17 protein-coding genes are annotated in these 18,589 nt (G+C 65.7%); 6 read left to right on the plus strand and 11 right to left on the minus strand.

Features of this window, described 5'->3' with window-relative positions:
- Positions 1–33: 33 nt before the first annotated feature.
- Together NK8_RS20185 and NK8_RS20190 are read right to left on the minus strand one after the other, a co-directional pair.
- Positions 34–780 carry an endonuclease/exonuclease/phosphatase family protein gene (locus NK8_RS20185; RefSeq protein WP_213229241.1) on the minus strand — a complete coding sequence of 249 codons (747 nt, stop codon included), beginning with the start codon at positions 778–780 and terminating at the stop codon, positions 34–36.
- A complete protein-coding gene (locus NK8_RS20190) occupies positions 777–3,077 on the minus strand; it encodes a VTT domain-containing protein (RefSeq protein ID WP_213229243.1) in 2,301 nt (766 codons plus the stop codon). The genes NK8_RS20185 and NK8_RS20190 overlap by 4 nt, the downstream gene beginning before the upstream one ends.
- 107 nt (positions 3,078–3,184) lie before the next feature.
- On the opposite strand from NK8_RS20190, the gene clcA reads away from it, so the two are divergent.
- The 5 genes from clcA to NK8_RS20215 all read left to right on the plus strand — a co-directional run bounded on the left by clcA (position 3,185) and on the right by NK8_RS20215 (position 7,194).
- Complete coding sequence (clcA, locus tag NK8_RS20195) at positions 3,185–4,537, plus strand: H(+)/Cl(-) exchange transporter ClcA (protein WP_213229245.1); 1,353 nt, start codon at positions 3,185–3,187, stop codon at positions 4,535–4,537.
- A gap of 34 nt (positions 4,538–4,571) precedes the next feature.
- On the plus strand, positions 4,572–5,600 hold the full coding sequence (locus tag NK8_RS20200) for an aldo/keto reductase (protein ID WP_162067801.1): 1,029 nt from the start codon (positions 4,572–4,574) through the stop codon (positions 5,598–5,600).
- Positions 5,601–5,741: 141 nt separating this feature from the next.
- On the plus strand, positions 5,742–6,356 hold the full coding sequence (locus tag NK8_RS20205; protein ID WP_162067802.1) for a LysE family translocator: 615 nt from the start codon (positions 5,742–5,744) through the stop codon (positions 6,354–6,356).
- A 302-nt stretch (positions 6,357–6,658) separates the two neighbouring features.
- Positions 6,659–6,829 carry a hypothetical protein gene (locus tag NK8_RS20210; RefSeq protein WP_162067803.1) on the plus strand — a complete coding sequence of 57 codons (171 nt, stop codon included), beginning with the start codon at positions 6,659–6,661 and terminating at the stop codon, positions 6,827–6,829.
- 203 nt (positions 6,830–7,032) lie between these two features.
- Complete coding sequence (locus tag NK8_RS20215) at positions 7,033–7,194, plus strand: DUF1328 family protein (RefSeq protein WP_008352793.1); 162 nt, start codon at positions 7,033–7,035, stop codon at positions 7,192–7,194.
- A gap of 94 nt (positions 7,195–7,288) precedes the next feature.
- Here NK8_RS20215 and NK8_RS20220 read toward each other — a convergent pair whose 3' ends face one another.
- The 8 genes from NK8_RS20220 to NK8_RS20255 all read right to left on the minus strand — a co-directional run bounded on the left by NK8_RS20220 (position 7,289) and on the right by NK8_RS20255 (position 17,136).
- A complete protein-coding gene (locus NK8_RS20220; RefSeq protein ID WP_162067804.1) occupies positions 7,289–8,407 on the minus strand; it encodes a diguanylate cyclase in 1,119 nt (372 codons plus the stop codon).
- Positions 8,408–8,453: 46 nt separating this feature from the next.
- The gene (locus tag NK8_RS20225) at positions 8,454–9,452 is read right to left on the minus strand and encodes a chemotaxis response regulator protein-glutamate methylesterase (protein WP_213229247.1); all 999 of its coding nucleotides are present in this window, start codon (positions 9,450–9,452) and stop codon (positions 8,454–8,456) included.
- Positions 9,449–11,707: a hybrid sensor histidine kinase/response regulator gene (locus tag NK8_RS20230; RefSeq protein WP_213229249.1), complete on the minus strand. Its 2,259-nt coding sequence runs from the start codon at positions 11,705–11,707 to the stop codon at positions 9,449–9,451. The genes NK8_RS20225 and NK8_RS20230 overlap by 4 nt, the downstream gene beginning before the upstream one ends.
- Positions 11,704–12,438 carry a chemotaxis protein CheW gene (locus NK8_RS20235; protein WP_213229251.1) on the minus strand — a complete coding sequence of 245 codons (735 nt, stop codon included), beginning with the start codon at positions 12,436–12,438 and terminating at the stop codon, positions 11,704–11,706. Before NK8_RS20235 ends, NK8_RS20230 begins: the two co-directional genes overlap by 4 nt.
- The gene (locus NK8_RS20240) at positions 12,435–13,760 is read right to left on the minus strand and encodes a protein-glutamate O-methyltransferase CheR (RefSeq protein ID WP_213229253.1); all 1,326 of its coding nucleotides are present in this window, start codon (positions 13,758–13,760) and stop codon (positions 12,435–12,437) included. The genes NK8_RS20235 and NK8_RS20240 overlap by 4 nt, the downstream gene beginning before the upstream one ends.
- Entirely contained in the window at positions 13,757–14,227 is a 471-nt protein-coding gene (locus NK8_RS20245) for a chemotaxis protein CheW (protein ID WP_213229255.1), read from the minus strand. Before NK8_RS20245 ends, NK8_RS20240 begins: the two co-directional genes overlap by 4 nt.
- A gap of 24 nt (positions 14,228–14,251) precedes the next feature.
- Positions 14,252–15,817, minus strand: a complete 1,566-nt coding sequence (locus NK8_RS20250) for a methyl-accepting chemotaxis protein (protein ID WP_301549882.1) — start codon at positions 15,815–15,817, stop codon at positions 14,252–14,254.
- Between the two features lie 188 nt (positions 15,818–16,005).
- Complete coding sequence (locus NK8_RS20255; protein ID WP_225936292.1) at positions 16,006–17,136, minus strand: MBL fold metallo-hydrolase; 1,131 nt, start codon at positions 17,134–17,136, stop codon at positions 16,006–16,008.
- A gap of 321 nt (positions 17,137–17,457) precedes the next feature.
- Here NK8_RS20255 and NK8_RS20260 point away from each other — a divergent pair, with 321 nt between their 5' ends.
- Positions 17,458–17,790 (plus strand): hypothetical protein, encoded by a 333-nt coding sequence (locus tag NK8_RS20260; RefSeq protein WP_162067812.1) that lies wholly within the window; start codon positions 17,458–17,460, stop codon positions 17,788–17,790.
- Positions 17,791–17,817: 27 nt separating this feature from the next.
- Here NK8_RS20260 and NK8_RS20265 read toward each other — a convergent pair whose 3' ends face one another.
- Positions 17,818–18,585, minus strand: a complete 768-nt coding sequence (locus NK8_RS20265) for an SDR family NAD(P)-dependent oxidoreductase (RefSeq protein WP_213229261.1) — start codon at positions 18,583–18,585, stop codon at positions 17,818–17,820.
- Between the last annotated feature and the right edge of the window lie 4 nt (positions 18,586–18,589).

Raw genomic sequence — 18,589 nt, forward strand, 5'->3', positions numbered from 1 at the left:
GCGATGTTATTCGATGTATTTCGAAGCGTTGCATCAACGCCGATGCGTGATGTGAGCGATGAGCGGATAGTGATCGGAAGCGATGCGCGAAAGCCGTGTGCGATGCACATCGACACGCATGAGACGCTCGCCCGGATGCACCCAGATGCGGTCGAGCGCGAAGAGCGGATAGCGCGTCGGAAAGGTACGCAACGCGCTCGCGCGATGAAAGTGCGTGACGAGGCGTCGCAGCGTGCGGCCATAAACGAACCACTCGTTGAGGTCGCCGAGCAGGATCACGGGCAGCGCGGGCGTATCGAAGCTTTGCAGCACCTGCTGCACTTGCGCGCGCCTTTCGCTCGATGCGAGGCCCAGATGCGTCGCGACCACGCGCCACACTTCGCCGCCGCAATCGATGTCGGCGTCGAGCGCGCCGCGCGGCTCGCGGCTTCTGAACGACAGGTCGAGCGTACGCACCGCGCGCACCGGATAGCGCGTGAGCACCGCGTTGCCGTAGCGGCGCTCGGGCGTATCGAGCGTCGGGCCCGCGACGGCGTGCAAGCCGGTCATGCGTTGCAGCACGTCGAGCACATCGGGCGAGCCGCTGCCGCCGAGCGGCACCTCCTGCAGCGCGAAGATATCCGCGTCGATCTCGGCGAGCACTTCGCCGATGCGCTCCGGTGCGAACTTGCCGTCGATACCTATCGCGCCATGCAAGTTGTAGGTGGCGATGCGCAGCTCGCGCGCGCGTGCTTCGCTCATGCCTTCCGGTTCGATGACCGCTTCGTGCATCAGCGTCATGAGTTGACCTCGTCGGGACGCTCGTTCTTCGATGCCGCATCGCGCGGCATGGTCCCGTTCATGGTCCCTTTCTCGCGCAACGCATTCGCGCGCTTCGCTTCGTCGCTGGCGCGCGGCTTGTCGGCATCGCTCGGCGCGCCTTCGTGCACGTCGTGAGGATCCGTGCGGCCGAGAAAGCGCTGCAGCAGCAACGACACGCCGATCAACGCCGCGCCGATGCCGATCAGCACCGCGAACGAGCCGACCGTCGGATGGTGCAACGAAGCGACGAGCTGATGCGCGAATGCGACCGTCAGGAAGATGCCCGGGCCCATGCCGAGCATCGTGCCGATCATGAAGTCGCGCATGCGGATATGCGATGCGCCCGCGACGAGATTGACGATCGAAAACGGTGCGACCGGCAAGAGCCGCAACACCACGACCGCGACGATGCCGCGCCGCGCCACGCGCTCCGATAGCCGGTTGACGCGCGCGCCCGCGAGCTTGCGCACCGCATCGCGGCCGAGCCAGCTACCGAGCGAATACGACACCGCGGCCGCGATCATCGTGCCGACAAACGCATAGAGGCCGCCCCACGAAGCGCCGAACACGAGGCCCGTCGTCGCGATGAGCAGCGTGATCGGCACCGAGACGACCGCCGCCACCACATAGCCGACGACGATCCACACGGGCGCGAACGGCAGCGCGTCGACGCGGCGTGTCGCGTGCGTGAGCGATCTGAGGTTCACGTAGTCGCCGAGCGGCGTCCAGTGCCACAGGCCCGCGACCACCACGACCATCAGCGCGAGCACGCCGAGCAGCGCAAAGCGTCCGATGAGCGGGCGCGTCTTTTCCGCGGGCACGAACTGATCGACGAGTTCGTCGGCGGCGATCGGCGTTTCGGGATCGATCAGCGCTTCGGGCGGAATAAGCTGGTCGAGCTCGGTCGACACTTGCGGATCGAGCGGCACCAGTGTGCGATGCGCGTCGCGGTCGCGCAACAGCGCCTGGATCGCGGCGTTCATGCTGCCGCGCGCATCGCGTTCGCGCACGATGTCCGCGCGCTCGCAGCCGAGATGCTCAGCGAGCAATGTGTCGCGCATCGCCGCGATCGCGCGGCGGATGCGTGCGTCGGCGCCCGCGTCGATCGAGATGTTGCACTCGCTGTCGAGCACCATCGAACGATTGTTCAGGTTGGACGAGCCGACGATCAGCAATTCGTCATCGACGATCATCAGCTTGCTGTGCACGTTGACGATCTGCTCGCCGAGCTTCGGCACGCTCGGACACAGCAGGCTGTAACGGCCGTGCGTGTCGGCGTCTTTCAATAGCGTGTGCAGGCGCGCGCGCAACACGCCCATCGTCACTTCCTGCAGCCAGCCGCTCTGGTTGCGCGGCACGACGATGGCGAGATCAGGGCCGTCCTCGCGCGCGAGCGAATCGGCGAGCGCGGCGCCGACCGTGCCCGATGTGAAGTACTGGTTCTCGATATAGATGCTGCGCCGCGCCCGCGCGATGGCGTCGAGGTACTGCGTGCGAATCTGCCGCACCGGTTCGCGGCCGAGATAGGCGGGCTCGGTGAGCGAGATCGCGATATCGACATCGTCGAGATCGACGCGCCGTGAAGGCGGCCACGGGTCCTGTACGAGCGCCGCGCGATGTGCGCGGATCGCGAGACGCTTGCCGCATGCGCGCGCCCATCGTTCGCGCGCGAGCATGCCGATCTCGCGCGCGGCGTCGCCGTCGAACATGCTATGGACATCGTGGAAAGGCTGATACGGCGTGCCGTTGGCATCGCGGCGCAGCGGCTCGTCGGGTGCGTGCGCGGTCGTGTCCCAGCGCGAGCGCGTAAGATCGAGACCGCCCACGAATGCAAGGCGATCATCGATCACGACGAGCTTCTGATGCTGCGAGCCGCCGAGCGGATGCTTGCCGTCCATCTGGAACGCGATGCGCCGGTTGGTGCGCCAGCCCATCTTGTACACGGGCAGCCATTCGCGCTCGAATGCATAGAGCATCGCGAAATCCCACGCGAGAATGTAGATGCGCAGGCGTCGCCTGTCGGCGGTGATCGCGTGCAGGAAATCGCCGAGCGCTTCGGGATAGCCGTCGTTCGCGCCTTCGGGCGTGAGCTTCATGCGGCTGTCGATATCCCATCCGAGGATGAATACGGTGCGTTCGGCACGCGTGATCGCCTCGCGCAGCACACGGAAATAATCCGCGCCATCGATGAGCAGGCTGAAGCGTTGCGCGTGACGCACGCTCGCGCAATTGCGTCCCGGCTGGAAAAACGGTTCATCGGCTTTTGCGTGGCTCATGGGCCTCTCGACGGCACTTCGCGGCCAAATGACTTTCGTTTTGCAAACGCCATGCCCGCCATGATGCTACGCTTCGATGCACATGCCGATCCGGAGCGACATGCGCGATGAATAACAAAGAAGTCACCCATCAGGACGACGAACGCGCGGGACTCGGCGCGCTCGCGGCGGCGTCGGTGGTCGTGGGCGCGGCGACGGGCACGATCGGCGTGCTGTTCCGCTTCGCACTCGAACGCGCCGACGCATGGCGCAACGCGTTCGTCGCGTGGGCGCACGCGGGACACGATATCGCGGTCGTACTCGTGGTGCTGGCAGCAGCGGCCGCCGCAGGGCTTGCTGGCTGGCTCGTCGCGCGCTTCGCGCCGATGGCGAGCGGCAGCGGCATTCCGCATGTCGAAGCGGTGCTGCACGGCCGCCTTCCGCCCGCGCCGCTCGTGCTCATTCCGATCAAGTTCGTCGGCGGCGTGCTGGCCATCGGCGCGGGGCTCGCGCTCGGCCGCGAAGGTCCGACGGTGCAGATGGGCGCATCGATCGCGCATGCCATCGGCAGGATATTCAGGCGCAACACCGTCGATTGCCGCGTGCTGCTCGCGGCGGGCGCGGGCGCAGGGCTGGCGACGGCGTTCAATGCGCCGATCGCGGGCGCCGTGTTCGTGCTCGAAGAGCTGATGCGGCGCTTCGATACGCGCACGGCGGTCGCGGCGCTCGGCGCGTCGGCGAGCGCGATCGCGATGGCGCGGCTGCTGCACGGCGATCTGCCCGACTTTCATGTGCCCGCGCAGCCGTTTCCCGGCTTCGAAATGGCCGGCGCGCATCTCGTGCTCGGCGCTGTGCTCGGCCTGCTCGGCGCGGTCTATTGCCGCCTCATTCTATGGACGCTCGATATCGCCGATTCGCTCGCGCGCCCCGAATCGGTGAAGCATGCGACGGTGCGCGCGGCGGCGGTCGGCGCGGCGGTCGGTCTGATCGCATGGTTCGCGCCGGATCTCGCCGGCGGCGGCGACGCGCTGACCGAACGCGCACTGCTCGGCGCGGGCACCGTTGCAAGCGTGCTCGCGATGTTCGCGCTGCGCTTCGTCATGGGTCCGGTTTCGTACGCGGCGGGCGCGCCCGGCGGCATCTTCGCGCCGATGCTCGTGCTCGGTGCGCAAACGGGTCTCGTATTCGGCCGCGTATGTTTCGACTGGTTCCCGGGCATGGCGCCCGCTGCCGGCGACACCAGCACGTTCGCGGTGGTCGGCATGGCGGCGTTCTTCGTCGCGGTGGTGCGCGCGCCGGTCACGGGCATCGTGCTCGTCACGGAGATGACGGCGAGCTTTTCGCTGCTGCTGCCGATGCTCATCGCCTGCTTCACCGCGATGATCATGCCGATGCTGCTGCGCGTGCCGCCGATCTACGACTCCCTCGGCGAGCGCGCGGCGCGCGGCCCGCGTTCTGCATCCGACGAACCGTTGCGGTAGTCTCGTCATTCGACTTCATCCACGAGGACAGGCAATGGAATATCGACATCTCGGCGCTTCGGGCTTCAAGGTTCCCGTTCTGAGCTTCGGCACCGGCACGTTCGGCGGCCAGGGCGAATTCTTTCAGGCGTGGGGCGAGACCGACGTGAGCGAAGCGCGCAAGCTCATCGACATCTGTCTCGATGCGGGCGTCACGATGTTCGACACCGCCGACCTCTACTCGCGCGGCGCATCGGAATCGATTCTCGGCGAAGCGCTCAAGGGCCGGCGCGACAAGGCCATCATCTCGACCAAGGCCACCTTCCGCTTCGACGAGAACGACCCGAATTCCGTCGGTTCGTCGCGCTTTCATCTCATCCGCGCGGTGAACGCGGCGCTCGAGCGCTTGCAGACGGACTACATCGACGTGTTCCAGCTGCACGGCTTCGATGCGAAAACGCCCGTAGAGGAAACGCTTTCCACCCTCGACGATCTCGTGCGCGCGGGCAAGATCCGCTATACGGGCGTGTCGAATTTCTCCGGCTGGCATCTGCAGAAATCGCTCGACGTAGCGCAACGTTACGGTTATGCGCGTTACGTCGCGAACCAGACGTACTACTCGCTCATCGGCCGCGATTATGAATGGGAGCTGATGCCGCTCGGCATCGATCAGGGCGTCGGCGCGATCGTGTGGAGTCCGCTCGGATGGGGGCGTCTGACCGGCAAGATTCGCCGCGGCCAGCCGCTGCCCGCGACGAGCCGCCTGCACAAGACCGCTGACATGGGGCCTCCGGTGCCGGACGAGTATCTCTACCGCGTGATCGATGCGCTCGACGCCATCGCCGAGGAGACCGGCAAGACGGTGCCGCAGATCGCCCTCAACTGGCTCCTGCAGCGCCCGACGGTGGCGACGGTACTCATCGGCGCGCGCAACGAGGAGCAACTGCGGCAGAACCTCGGCGCGGCCGGCTGGAATCTCACGCCCGAGCAGGTGAAGAAGCTCGACGAGGCGAGCACGGTGCGGCCGGCGTATCCGTACTGGCATCAGCAAGGCTTCGCGGAACGCAATCCGTTCCCGGTGTGAGTCTCGGGCAAGCGTGGCGGGGGATGCCCGCCACGCTCGGGATCCGTACCGGAAGTCCGCTGCCGATCTGTACCGGTACTGTACCGGACAGCTCCCGTACACTTGGCGCTCATCGAGTCTTTCATTGCCCGGAGCGCGCCAATGCCTACCGAACTTCTCAACGCCCTGCCTGCCGCCGCGCTGTTCGCGCTGGTGACGACCATCACGCCCGGCCCCAACAACACGATGCTGCTGGCCTCGGGCGTCAACTTCGGCCTGAAGCGCACGGTGCCGCATGTGCTCGGCATCAGCGCGGGCATGGCGATTCTGATGATCGCGGTCGGTCTCGGGCTCGCGCAGGCGTTCGAGCGCGTGCCGTTGCTCTACACCGTGCTCGAAGCGGCGAGCGTTGCGTATCTGCTGTATCTGGCGTGGAAGATCGGCACGTCGTCATCGGTGCAGATGCGCGATGGCCAGGCCCGCCCGATGCGCTTTCACGAAGCGATCGCGTTCCAGTGGATCAATCCCAAGGCGTGGATGATGGTGCTCACCGCGGCGACTACCATCCATCTGCACGCGAGCCTCTCGCTGAATGCCGCGCTGATGGCGCTGGTGCTCGTCGTGATCGGCTTGCCGTGCATCACGATGTGGGCCGCGTTCGGCATGTCGTTGCGGCGGTTTCTCGCCAACCCGCGCTGGCTGCGCATCTTCAACATCACGATGGCCGTGCTGCTGGTGCTGTCGCTGTATCCGATCGTTGCCCATTTCTTCGATTGAAGCGCGAAGGGAAACGAAGTGCTGCGCGAGCAAAAAGCGCGCAGCCCCTTTGTTTCGCCGCCGGTCCGGTGCATACTGACCTGACGCGCCGGCACGCAAAATCTGCCGTCCCGCTTGCAAGATTGGGACTGCGTTTCTTCTCATCGGCACTGTCTGTCCACCTTGCCGCCCGAATGGTCATCGCGTGATCCTTAAGCGATCCTTTAAGGCGGCGTTTCAGTCCGGCGCGTACAAGCCTTGCTAGTCCGTTGGTTCGCGCCGAATCGTCGGCGCGGCTTTGAAATCTGTTCAAGGAGTACGCCATGTCTGGAGCCAATCGCCCATCCGGTCCCGCCACGCGCAAATCCCTCGACCTAGCCGATCAGATCGAGCGCGATGAACTGGAGAACAACCTGCCGGATGCGCTTAATGGCGTCGATGACGAAGACGACATCGACGATGATTCCGACTCCGATCGCACACTAGGCCGTTAGCCTCGACAGCCGGGCCCATCGCGCTGATGCAGGCGTGATCCGCAACGCCGCAACGTTCATCGTTGCGGCGTTTTTGCATCGTGGACCCGATTCGCTGGGCACGACCGTTGCTTTGAACGATGCGCAGCAAGAACCTGATGAGCGAGCGGCGGCATCGACCCGCATGCGAATCAACCGATCCACCGATCCCACCGGAGGGCTTCATGCTTCGTTACGCTGTCATCTTCTTCATCATCGCGATCATCGCGGCCGTCTTCGGCTTCGGCGGCATCGCGACGGGCGCGGCGGAAATCGCCAAGATTCTGTTCTTCATCTTTATCGTGATCTTTCTCGCGACGTTGCTGCTCGGCGTGTTCAGGCGATGACGGTCATCGTTTGACAAGCGCCTTGAAAAAAAACGCGCGGGCTTCATCGAAGGCCGCGCGTTTTTTCATGCTTCGAAGTTCGAAGCACATCACATCACGTGATGATCACCCGATTCTTCCCATCCCGCTTCGCACGATACAGCGCGAGATCGGCCGCTTCCACGAGCTGTTTCGATGCATCGTCGTGCAAGGCCATTTGCGTGGCGCCGCCGATGCTGATCGTCACGCGCCCGCTCGCCGAACCCGTGTGCGGCACATTGAGCGACTCAACCGCAATGCGAATCTTTTCCCCGAGCAGACGCAAGCCGGGCGCCGACGACGACAGCAGCACCACCGCGAATTCCTCGCCGCCGAAACGCGCGGCGAGATCGGCCGGGCTGTTGAGGCTCGATTCGATCGTATGCGCGACGAGCTTGAGCACGTCGTCGCCGGCGACGTGTCCGTAGGTATCGTTGTACGACTTGAAGTTGTCGACATCGATCATCAGGAAGCCGATAGCCGCACGCTCGCGCGACGCACGACGCCATTCGGCGCTCAGATAATCATCGAGACGACGCCGGTTCGACAGGCCCGTCAGACCATCCGAATGCGTCAGCCGCTGCAATTCCAGATTCGTTTCGAGCAGCTTCTGCTGCGATTGACGCAACGCGCGATACGCCTCGTCGCGCTGCAACAGGTTCTGATACGAACGCGAGTGATAACGCACGCGCGCGACGAGTTCGATCGTGTCCGGCAGCTTCACGAGATAGTCGTTCGCGCCCGCCGCGAAGGCCGCGCTCTTGATGCGCGGCTCTTCCTTCGTCGACAGCACGATGATCGGAATATCGCGCGTCGCCGGATGCTCGCGATACTGGCGCACGAGCGTGAGACCATCGACGCCGGGCATCACGAGGTCTTGCAGGATCACCGTCGGCCGGGTTTCCTGCGCGGTGCGCAACGCCTCTTCGGGATTTGCGCAGTAATGCAGATCGACGTTCGCCTCATCCGCGAGCGCGCGACGCAGCGCCTCCGCGATGATCGCCTGATCGTCCACAAGCAGCACCATCACCGGCAGCTCGGCGGCAGACGGCGCGTTCAGCGCGGCGGCGAGCAGATCGGACACGGCGCGCTCGTCCACCATCGCGCGCGAACCCGCGCGTTCGATGCTCGCCGCCGCCGCTGCAGCGGCCCGTTGCGCGCGCTCGGCCAGCGGATCGGGATGAGGAAGTTTCATGAACGTGTCCTTTTGTCGGATGCTTATCGTTAAGTGCGTTGCGATGTCAGTCGAATGCCGTGGCGATGGCGTCGGCGATGCGCGGCAGCGGCAGGATCGACACCGCCGCATTCAGCGCGGCCGCCGCCTTCGGCATGCCGTACACCGCGCTCGTCGCCTCGTCCTGCGCGATCGTGTGATAGCCCTTCGCGCGCATCGCCTTGAGGCCGATCGCGCCGTCGCGGCCCATGCCCGTCAGCAGCACGCCGATCGCGCGGCCGGTCCAGCGCTCGGTCACGCTCTGAAAGAACACGTCGACGGAAGGCCGGTAAGGCAGTTGCTCGGGATGCGCGGTGTAGCCGAGGCGCGTGGCATCGGCAAAATGCAGATGATCGTTGGTCGCGGCGAGCAGCACTTCGCCCGGCACGGGTTTGTCGCCCTCGCGCGCGACGCGCACGGGCAACGCCGATTGCGCGTCGAGCCACTGCGCCATGCCTTCGGCGAACGCGCGATCGACGTGCTGCACGATGACGATTGCCGCCGCTAAATGCTTCGGCAGCGCGCCCAGCAGCGTCGCGAGCGCGGACGGTCCGCCCGCCGATGCGCCGATCGCGACGAGCCGCGCAGCGCTTTTCGGCACGCTCGTCGCGATGACGGACGATGCGCCGGAAGACGCGAGCCGCGCGCCGATCTGATCGATCTTCGCGATCAGCGCCGCCGCGCCGCGACGCGCATCGGCGCCGGCGAGCGCGGGCGTATCGACGGCATCGAGCGCGCCCGCGCCCATCGCTTCATAGACGCGCCACGCGTTCGCGCCCACATCGACGGTCACGACGAGAATCGCGCACGGCGAGCGCGCCATGATCGTGCGCGACGCCTGCACGCCATCGACGTTCGGCATCACGAGATCCATCAGCACGACATCGGGCGTATGCGTCGCGCAATAGTCGATGGCCTGCTGACCGTCGTGCGCGACCCACGCGATCTCGAAGTCGGGCCGTGCGGCGAGCGCGCGCCGCAGCGCTTCCACGGCCAGCGAAACGTCGTTCACAATGCCGATCTTCATGATTTCGCCTCGCCTATGAGATCGCGCACCGCGTCGATGAGCGCCTGGTCGTGGAAGCTGCCCTTCGCGAGGTAATAGTCAGCGCCCGCATCGAGGCCGCGCTGACGGTCTTCCGCGCGATCCTTGTACGACACGATCATCACCGGCAGGCCGGAGAGTTGTGCATCGCGCTTGATGAGCGTGACGAGCTCGATGCCGTCCAGACGCGGCATGTCGATATCCGTGATGACCAGATCGAAGCGCTCGCCGCGCACCGCGTTCCAGCCGTCCATGCCGTCGACCGCCACCGCTACGTCATAGCCGCGCGACGCGAGCAGCTTGCGTTCGAGCTCGCGCACGGTGAGCGAATCGTCGACGACGAGCACGCGCTTGGCTGCCGCGACGCTCGCACGCGATGTCCCCGCGCCCACGCGTCCGAGCTCGCCGCTGCCGACGAGTTTTTCCACCGAACGCAGCCAGTCGTCGAGGTCCGCGATGAGCAGCGGATCGCCGTTTTCCATCAGCGCGCCCGCCGCGATGTTGCGCACCTTGCCGAGCCGCTTGTCGAGCGGTTGCACGACCAGCATGCGCTCACCGAGAAAGCGGTCGACGACGATGCCGTAGCTCGCCGCGCCCTGCCCGATCACGACGACGTTGAGCGCGTCGCTCGCGGCTTCGAACACAGCCGTCTGCAGGATCTGATGCGCGGTGACGAGGCCGACCCGCTTGCCGTCGAACGAAAAATGCTGCTGGCCTTCGAGCATGTCGATGGCGCTCGCCGGCAGCACCAGCGTACGCACGACATGCGCGAGCGGCAGGCCATAAGGCTCGCCCGCCACTTCGACGATCAGGCTGCGGATCACCGACAGCGTGAGCGGCAATTGCAAGGTGAAACGCGTGCCCGCGAGCGCCTCCTGCGTCACGCGCACGCTGCCGCGTACTTGCCGCACGACGTCCTGCACGGCATCGAGACCGACGCCGCGGCCCGATACGTCGGTGACGGCGTCGCGCATCGAGAAGCCCGGCAGGAACAGGAATTCGAGCAGCTCGGCTTCCGTGAGACGCGCGGCCGTATCTTCGCTTGCGAGGTTCTTGCGCACGACCGAGCGGCGCAGCGCATCGAGATCAACACCCGCGCCGTCGTCGGACACGCTGATGAAAAGCGAGCCCGCGCTATGGCGCGCTTCGAGCGTGATCGTGCCGGTCTCCGGCTTGCCGAGCGCGCGTCTGAGCGACGGTTCCTCGATGCCGTGATCGACCGCGTTGCGCAACAGATGACCGAGCGGCGCGTCGAGCAGATCGAGAATGTCGCGATCAACCTGCGTCGTCTCGCCCGCAATGACGAGGCGCACGTCGCGGCCGAGTCCGCGCGCGACATCGCGCACCATGCGCGCGAAGCCGCCGGTCGCATCAACGAAAGGACGCATGCGGCAGGCGAGCGCTTCGTCGTAGATCTGCTGCGCGAGATGCGTCGAGCGGCGGTCGAAGTTCTCCAGTTCGGCAAGACGCTCGCTCAGTTGCCGGTGCGCTTCGGCCGTGAGACGCCGCACTTCGTCGAGCGCGGCGTGTGCGCGCGCGTCGAGTTGCGCGGCGTTCGTTTCATTCAGCGTTTCGTGCAGACGTTCGAGCGCGCGGTTTGCATCGTGCTGAATGCGCTTCACGCGCAGCATCGATTGCGAGAACGGCTTCAGCCAGCGCGATTCGACCAGCGATTCGCCCGAGTGGCTCAACAGGCGGTCGAGCGTGTCGGCGCGCATGCGCAACATGCGGGCGTCGTTCGTGCGCGCCGGCACCGCAACGGGCTCGGGCGTCTCGTCGACGGGCTTTACGAGCGTGAGTTCGAGCGAAAGATCGCTTGTTTGCTGCGGCGCTTCGTTGCCTTCGATACGCGTGTTGAGCGCTTCGACGAACGCATCCACTTCGCGTTCGAGCGCCGCTTGTGCGTCGATGTCCTGTGCCTCGCCGATCTGCACGATCAGATCGACGCCGCGCAGCAACATGTCGATATAACCCGCATCGAGCACGACGCGCCCGTCCTGCGCCGCGACGAAGCAGTCTTCCATCACATGCGCGAGCGTCACGCCCACCGGCACGCCGACCACGCGCGCCGCGCCCTTCAGCGAATGCGCGGCGCGCATGCTCGCTTCGAGCGTGACGGGATCGCGCGGGGCGCGTTCGAGCGCGATGAGGCCATCGGAAAGAATCTGCGCCTGGCCACGCGCTTCTTCCTGAAAGAGTTCGAGCAGCGACGAGCGGCCCGGATCGATGCTCGTCATGTCAGGCTCCGGTTCAGGCTGTCGATCAGCCGGTCGGCGTCGAGCAGGCCGACGGTCGCGTCCTTGAATGCGGCCACCGCATGCGCGTGCGACGACAGGCGCTGCGCGAGCGTCGCGGGCACGGGCTGAAGCTGCGCGCGCGTGAAGCGATGCACGCCGTCGACGGCATCGACGGGAAAGGCGATCGGGCCTTCGTGCTCGCCGTTGCCGTGATGATCGGGGCTTCGCGCGCGCTCGATGACGAGCAGACGCCCGAGTTCGCGCGCATCGACGGCCTGATGGCCCGAGACGGTTTTGACCGCGGTCTCTTCGATGCCGAAAAGCCGCGCCAGCGATACGCATACGAGCAGACGCCCGCGCACGTTCACGACGCCCGACACGGCGCGGTTCCGGCGATGCGGCAGCGAATGCACCGGACGCAGTTGCGCGACTTGCGCGCAGCAGGTCGTCGGCAGGCCGAGCCATTCGCCGCCGATACGAAATACGAGGCACGAGAGCGTGCCGGTTTCATCGCCGTCGCGCGTGCTGTCCGACGATGCCGCATGCGTCTGTTCGATCGACGTGCGCGCTTCCACGCGATCGAGCACGCGTGCGGCCGCTTCATCGTGCACTGGACAATTGCGGCAATGGACATGGCGCTCGAGTTTCGGGCACGACATATCCCCGCGCACACCGATGCGGTTCCAGCAATCGTCGATGTCGATCGTGATTTTGATGTCGCGTGCGTTCATCGCGTGCTCCCGGTGACGCGGCCGGCGCGCGCGAGCAGGAGACGCGCACCGCTTTCATCGCCGTCGAGCGAGAGGCACGCGGCGAGATGCGTGAGCGCTTCGCGATGCGCGGGATCGAGATACAGCGCGCGACGGTAATGGCCTCGCGACGCATGATGCTCGCCACGCGCATCGGCGATCACGCCGAGCAGATAGTAGGCATCCGCGTTCGACGGATGCGCGTTCAGATACGCATGCGCTGCACGTGCCGCGGCGTCGAGTTGACCGGCGTCCGCAAGTTCGCGCGCATGCGCGAGGTCGTACGGCGGCTCGGGCTGAACGCGCGTTTCTTCACGCGGCTTCGCAACCGGCGGCGGGCGCACGGCGAGCGGCGCGCTGGCCCACGCGGGCAACACGAACGCGGACTTCATCGGCGGCGGTGTCTTCACAGCCGGCAGAGTCGGCCATGCGGCATCGAAGACGCTGACACGCTCGCGCTCGGCCCGATTGAACGCGAACGCGAGCGGTATGTTCGCGGAGCTCATGCCCTCGCGCATCAGAAGCCCCGTCTCCGCCGGCCCGACGAACAACGTGCCGCCTTCGGCGAGCAGGCCATCGAGCACGCGCAGGACGGCGCATTGTGTGGCGCGATCGAAATAGATCAGCACGTTGCGGCACAGAATGAAATCGAAGCGCTCGAATGCGTGCGTGTCGAGATGCAGAAGGTTCGCCTGCGCGAAACGCACGCTTTGCGCGACGGCGGGATCGAGTTGCCAGCCGCCATCGGTTGCGCGGAAATGCCGGTCGCGAAAATCGAGCGCGCGGCCGCGAAACGCGTTGCGTCCGTAGTGCGCGCGGCGGGCGATACCGAGTGCGCGCTCGCTCACATCGATCGCATCGATCGTGAAGCGCTCGGCGGGAATGCCCGCCTCGAGCAGCGCCATCGCGATCGTATACGCTTCCTCGCCCGTCGAGCACGGCGCGCTCAACACGCGCAGCGGCTTCGCGGGCCGTTCGTGCAGACGCACGCGCGCAAGCCGCGCGAGCGCGGCGAAGGCTTCCGGATCGCGGAAGAACCAGGTCTCCGGCACGACGACCGCTTCGATGAGTTCCTGCATGCGTGCGGCATCATGCGTGATCGCGCAATAGTAGTCGTCGAGCGTGCCGCCATGCTGATCGCGCCACAGGTTGTAGCGCTCGCGCACCGCGCGCGACACCGAGTTCGCGCCGATCGATTCGGCATCGAGACCGATCGCGCCATGCAGCAGGTCGATGAAGCGGCCGATGCCGTAGGGCTCGCCGTGAACGGTCGCATCGGCGAAAAGATTTGGAATGGCGCTCATGCGTCGCTTCCGGCGAAGAGCAGCGCCTGAACATCGTCGGGCAACAGATGCTCGATTCGCACCCATTGCAGCAGCCCCGCTTCGTCGCGGGTGAGCGGGCCGAGGTAGCGCGCGTGCGGCGTGTCGATGCCCGCGTCGCTGAAAGAAGCGGTATTGAACGCGACAGTGCGCGTCGCCTGTTCGAGCAGAAGGCCGAGCCGATGATGCGTCGTCGCGCCATCGTCGCCGCGCCGCGGATAGGTGACGAGCGCGAGGCGCGTCGAGAGCCTTTCCCGCGACGCGCGCGCGAGCGCGAGCGCGGCGATGTCGATGACGGGCACGCTCGCGCCTTCGTAGTCGAGCACGCCCGCGACCCACTCGGGCGCGCCCGGCAGCGCCTTCAGCGGCGCGAGCGGCAGCATGCGCTCGATCTGCGCGCTGTCGAGCAGATAGCGGTCGGAGCCGAGCGTGAACTGGATGAAGAGCATCGCGGCGTCTTTAAGTGGTCAGTGTCACGCGGCCACTTTGAAGCGCGACACGCCGGTACGCAGCCCGTTGGCGACGTGCGTGAGATCGTCGATCGCCTGCGTCGACTGGCGCAGCGACTCGGCCGTCTGCTGCGCGGCCTCCGACAGTTGCGACAGCGCCTGCGAAATCTGGTCCGCGCCGGTCGCCTGCGTCTGCATGCCCTCGTTGATCATGGAGACGCGCGGCGCGAGCGTCTGCACCTGGTGGATGATCTGCGAAAGCTGACCGCCCACTTGCTGCACGTCGAGCATGCCGCGGCGCACTTCCTCGGAGAACTTGTCCATGCCCATCACGCCAGCGGCGACAGCGGACTGAATCTCCTTCACCATCTGCTCGATATCGAAGGTGGCGACCGCGGTCTGATCCGCGAGACGGCGGATTTCCGTGGCGACGACCGCGAAGCCGCGCCCGTACTCGCCCGCCTTCTCCGCTTCGATCGCCGCGTTCAGGGAAAGCAGATTGGTCTGATCCGCAACCTTCGTGATGGTCGCGACCACCTGATTGATGTTGCCCGCCTTCTCGTTGAGGATCGCGAGCTTGCCGTTCACCGAGCCCGCCGCTTCCATCACGAGGCGCATGGTTTCCTCCATGCGCGTGAGTCCCACCTGACCGGTGCCCGCGAGCGTCGCCGATTGCTCCGCCACGCCGGACACTTCGTTCATGGTACGCACGAGATCGCGTGCGGTCGCGAAGATTTCGCGCGACGTCGCGCCGATTTCCGTCGTCGTCGCGGCCGTTTCGCTCGCGGTGGCCTGCTGCTCGCGCGCGGTCGCGGCGATTTCCGATACCGATGTCGTCACCTGCACGGCCGATTTCTGCGCCTGACTGACGAGGCCCGTCAATTCGTCCGTCATGCGGTTGAAGCCCGATTCCAGCGTGCCGAATTCGTCGCGGCGCGCAAGCGCGAGCCGCTGCGTGAGGTCGCCGGTACGCATCTTGTCCACCACATCGACGAGCCGCAGCATCGGCACGGTCAGCGCCTTCATCAGCAGGAAGCCCAGCACCGCGGCCACCGCGATCGCGACCAGCATCATGACGGCGAGCGCGACTTCCGACTTCTGCACCGAACCGCGAATGCTTTCCACCGATTTCGCGTTGAAGGTCTCGTTGTGGTCGACGAGCGCGCGCGTCGCGGTCTGTCCCGCTTCCCATACCGGCGTCAGACGCGTGTTGAAGGTCGCGACGGCCGCGTCCTTCGAGCTCGCGAGTTCGCGCAGCGTCTGATCCTGAAGCGGGACGTAGAGCTCGCGCTGACGCTTGAAATCGTTGAAGAGACGGCGGTCTTCATCTTCGAAGATGGTGGGCACGTAGGTGTCCATCAGCTTGTCGATGGCCGCGCGCGTTTCGGTGAGACGCTGCGTGTCGCGGCGCAATTGCTCCGCGTCGTTGTCGATGAAGACGAGCCGTTGCGTGAGCGTGTAGTTCTCGAACCACGCCGCGCGCAGATCGTTGGACAGCGAGACGCCGACCATCGAATCGTCTTCGAGGCTCTTGGCTTCCCGGTCGATCCCGCCGAGCAGCGTGTAGGACAGTGCGGCCATGACCAGCATCAGGGTAAGGATGATGCCGAAGCTCGCCAGAATGCGATGCCGAATGGACAGTTGCTTCACGCGATAAGCCCTATCAGTAAATTAAGACGATTGCCGCCCCGCGCGCAACCGCGAGCCCGCCTCGATGACGAAGGCGTCTCAATTGTAGGATGAATTCGGGCGCGTGAAAGCCGCGCTCCCAGACCGTGTTATCGGCCGATTGTGGCCGCGCTTGAGTTTGGCGTGTCGAGCTGAATCATTTCGCCGTGTTTCAGCACGGTGAACGCGTCGGCGGGGAGGCCGGCGCTGCGCACGGCGTCAGCGAGACGGCGCGGCGGCTCGTCGAGCGGCTCATCGGTCAGTTCGAACGTGCCCCAGTGAATGCCGATCGCCTTCTTTGCGCGGACGTCCTGGAACATGCGCACCGCTTCTTCCGGGTCGACGTGTTGCGCGTGCATGAACCAGCGCGGGTCGTAGGCGCCGATCGGAATGAGCGCGAGATCGAAGCCGCCGAAACGGGCGCCGATATCGCGGAAATCCGGCGAATAGCCGGTGTCGCCCGCGAAGTAGAACGAATACGGATGCGCGGCGCCCGCCGGCGTCTTCACGACCCAGCCGCCCCACAGCGTTTCCGCGCGATCGAACGGCGTGCGCGCCGACCAGTGCTGGCTCGGCACGAACCAGATATCGAGCCCGGCGGCATGGGTTTCGTCGCTCCAGTCGAGTTCCTCGACGTTCGTCACGCCGATGTCGTTCATCCACTGCATGATGCCGAGTGGCACGAGAAAACGCGGCGGGCCGCCCGGTTGCCGGTTGAGCGCTTCGATGCTCGGCTTGTCGAGATGATCGTAGTGATTGTGCGAAATCAGCACGATGTCGATGTGCGGCAGCTCGTCGAGCGTGAGGCCGGGCGGCGTCTTGCGCTTCGGTCCCGCGAACGAGAACGGCGATGCGCGCTCGGAGAACACCGGATCGGTGAGGATGTTCACGCCGTCGATCTGCACCAGCGCGCTCGCATGACCGATCCACGTGAGGGTATCGGCGGTGCGATTCGCCTTGAGCCAGGCGATGTCGGGGTGCGCCATCGGGAAGGCGTAGCCATTCGCGGGCGGCTTCGGCAGCCCTTGCGTGAAGCGCTCCCAGCGCCACTTCAGAAACGACTCGCGCGGCAAATGCCCGTAATTGTTCTCATAGCCCGAGGCGGTGCGCTTTGCGTGGTGCAGCGGTTGCGGCAGTTGCGACTGCGCGACGGACGCGGTTTCCTCGCTTTGTGCGGGCGCACCCGACGCGCAGCCCGCAAGCAGCGTGAGCGCGCACAACGCGGCGTGGGACTGTCGCATGAGCAGATCGATCGAAAAAGAGGATGGCAGGCGCATGTTTTGAGGGATTGGGCGCTGCGCGCGACATCCGATTGTACGAAATGCATGCTGAGCCGTCTTTTCACGCGCATTTGTCCGAGCGATGTCCACGCCGGGACTGCCGCGCCATGCAAGGCGAAGCCGACAAATTTGCACGCCGCGGCAACGCGACGGCCCGCTTCTTGCTTAAACGCACCCCGGCGTCGCAACAAGGCGCTTTCGAAAACCAATCGCGGCGCGTGCTCTTCTTTTCGATGCGGGTATCGCATCCGGGCACGCAGCACGCTGTAGACGGGGGGCCCCATGGGCGGCAGTCAAAGAAGAAACGCAATCAGCACGTTCAATCCGCAATTGCATACGATGCACGCGATGCTCGTATCGCGCGCCGCATCGCATGTTGCGAGCGCGATGCGTCCCGAGGGCCGTAACGAGGCGCTCGCGGAAGGCATCGCGGAGGTCATCGCCCATTGCGGTCATGCGAGTCTCGGGCTGTTTCTCGCGGCAGTGTGGCATTGGCTCGATGAGCGCGGCTATGACGAGGCTGCCGACGCCGTGCAGCACTACATCGAAACCGGCACGATGCCGACAATCAAGGCGACACCGAAGACGGCGCGCCGGCGCGATGCGCGTATCTGAACCGGCCGGCTTGCGTGACGTAACGCGTTACGTGCCGAACCACCCGGCATCGACGTAATAATCGCGCGCGGTGCAGCGGGCCGCATCGTCGGATGCGAGGAACAGCACCATGCGCGCGATGTGCTCCGGATCGATCCGCTCGTGCAGGCACTGCTGCGCGAGGACCTGCGCCTCGCTTTCGGGCGACTGCCATAACTTCATCTGGCGCGGCGTGCGCACAGCGCCCGGAATCACCGTATTCACGCGAATCCCGTGCGCGCCGAGTTCGCGCGCGAGCCCGCGCGTGAGCCCTTCGATCGCGGCCTTCGCGGTCATGTAGAGCGTGAGATCCGGCAGCGCGAGATGCCATGAAATCGAGCCCATGTTCACGATCGCGCCGCGCTGGTTCGCGCGCATGCGCTTCGCCGCCGCCTGCGCGCAGAAGAACTGATGCCGCAGGTTCACGGCCATGCGCTCGTTCCAATACGCGGCGCTCACGCCGTCCCACTGATGGCGGTCGTCGCTTGCGGCGTTGTTCACCAGCACGTCGATGGTGCCGGCTTCGTTCGCGATGGCATCGAACGTTTTTTCGATGGCCGCGGTATCGCGCAGATCGCAATGCAAGAACGTTGGCGCATGCTTTTCGCCGGCGAGCGACTGTTCGAGCGAACGCGAATCGGCCTCGGCGACATCGATGAAAAACACACGCGCGCCCTGCTTCGCGAAGGCCTCGACGATCGACGCGCCGATGCCGCTGCCGCCGCCCGTCACGACGACATGCTTGCCCGCAAGACTCGGATAGATGGCGTAGGACATGGCG

Source organism: Caballeronia sp. NK8, from assembly GCF_018408855.1.
In the GTDB taxonomy this organism is placed as follows: Bacteria; Pseudomonadota; Gammaproteobacteria; order Burkholderiales; family Burkholderiaceae; genus Caballeronia.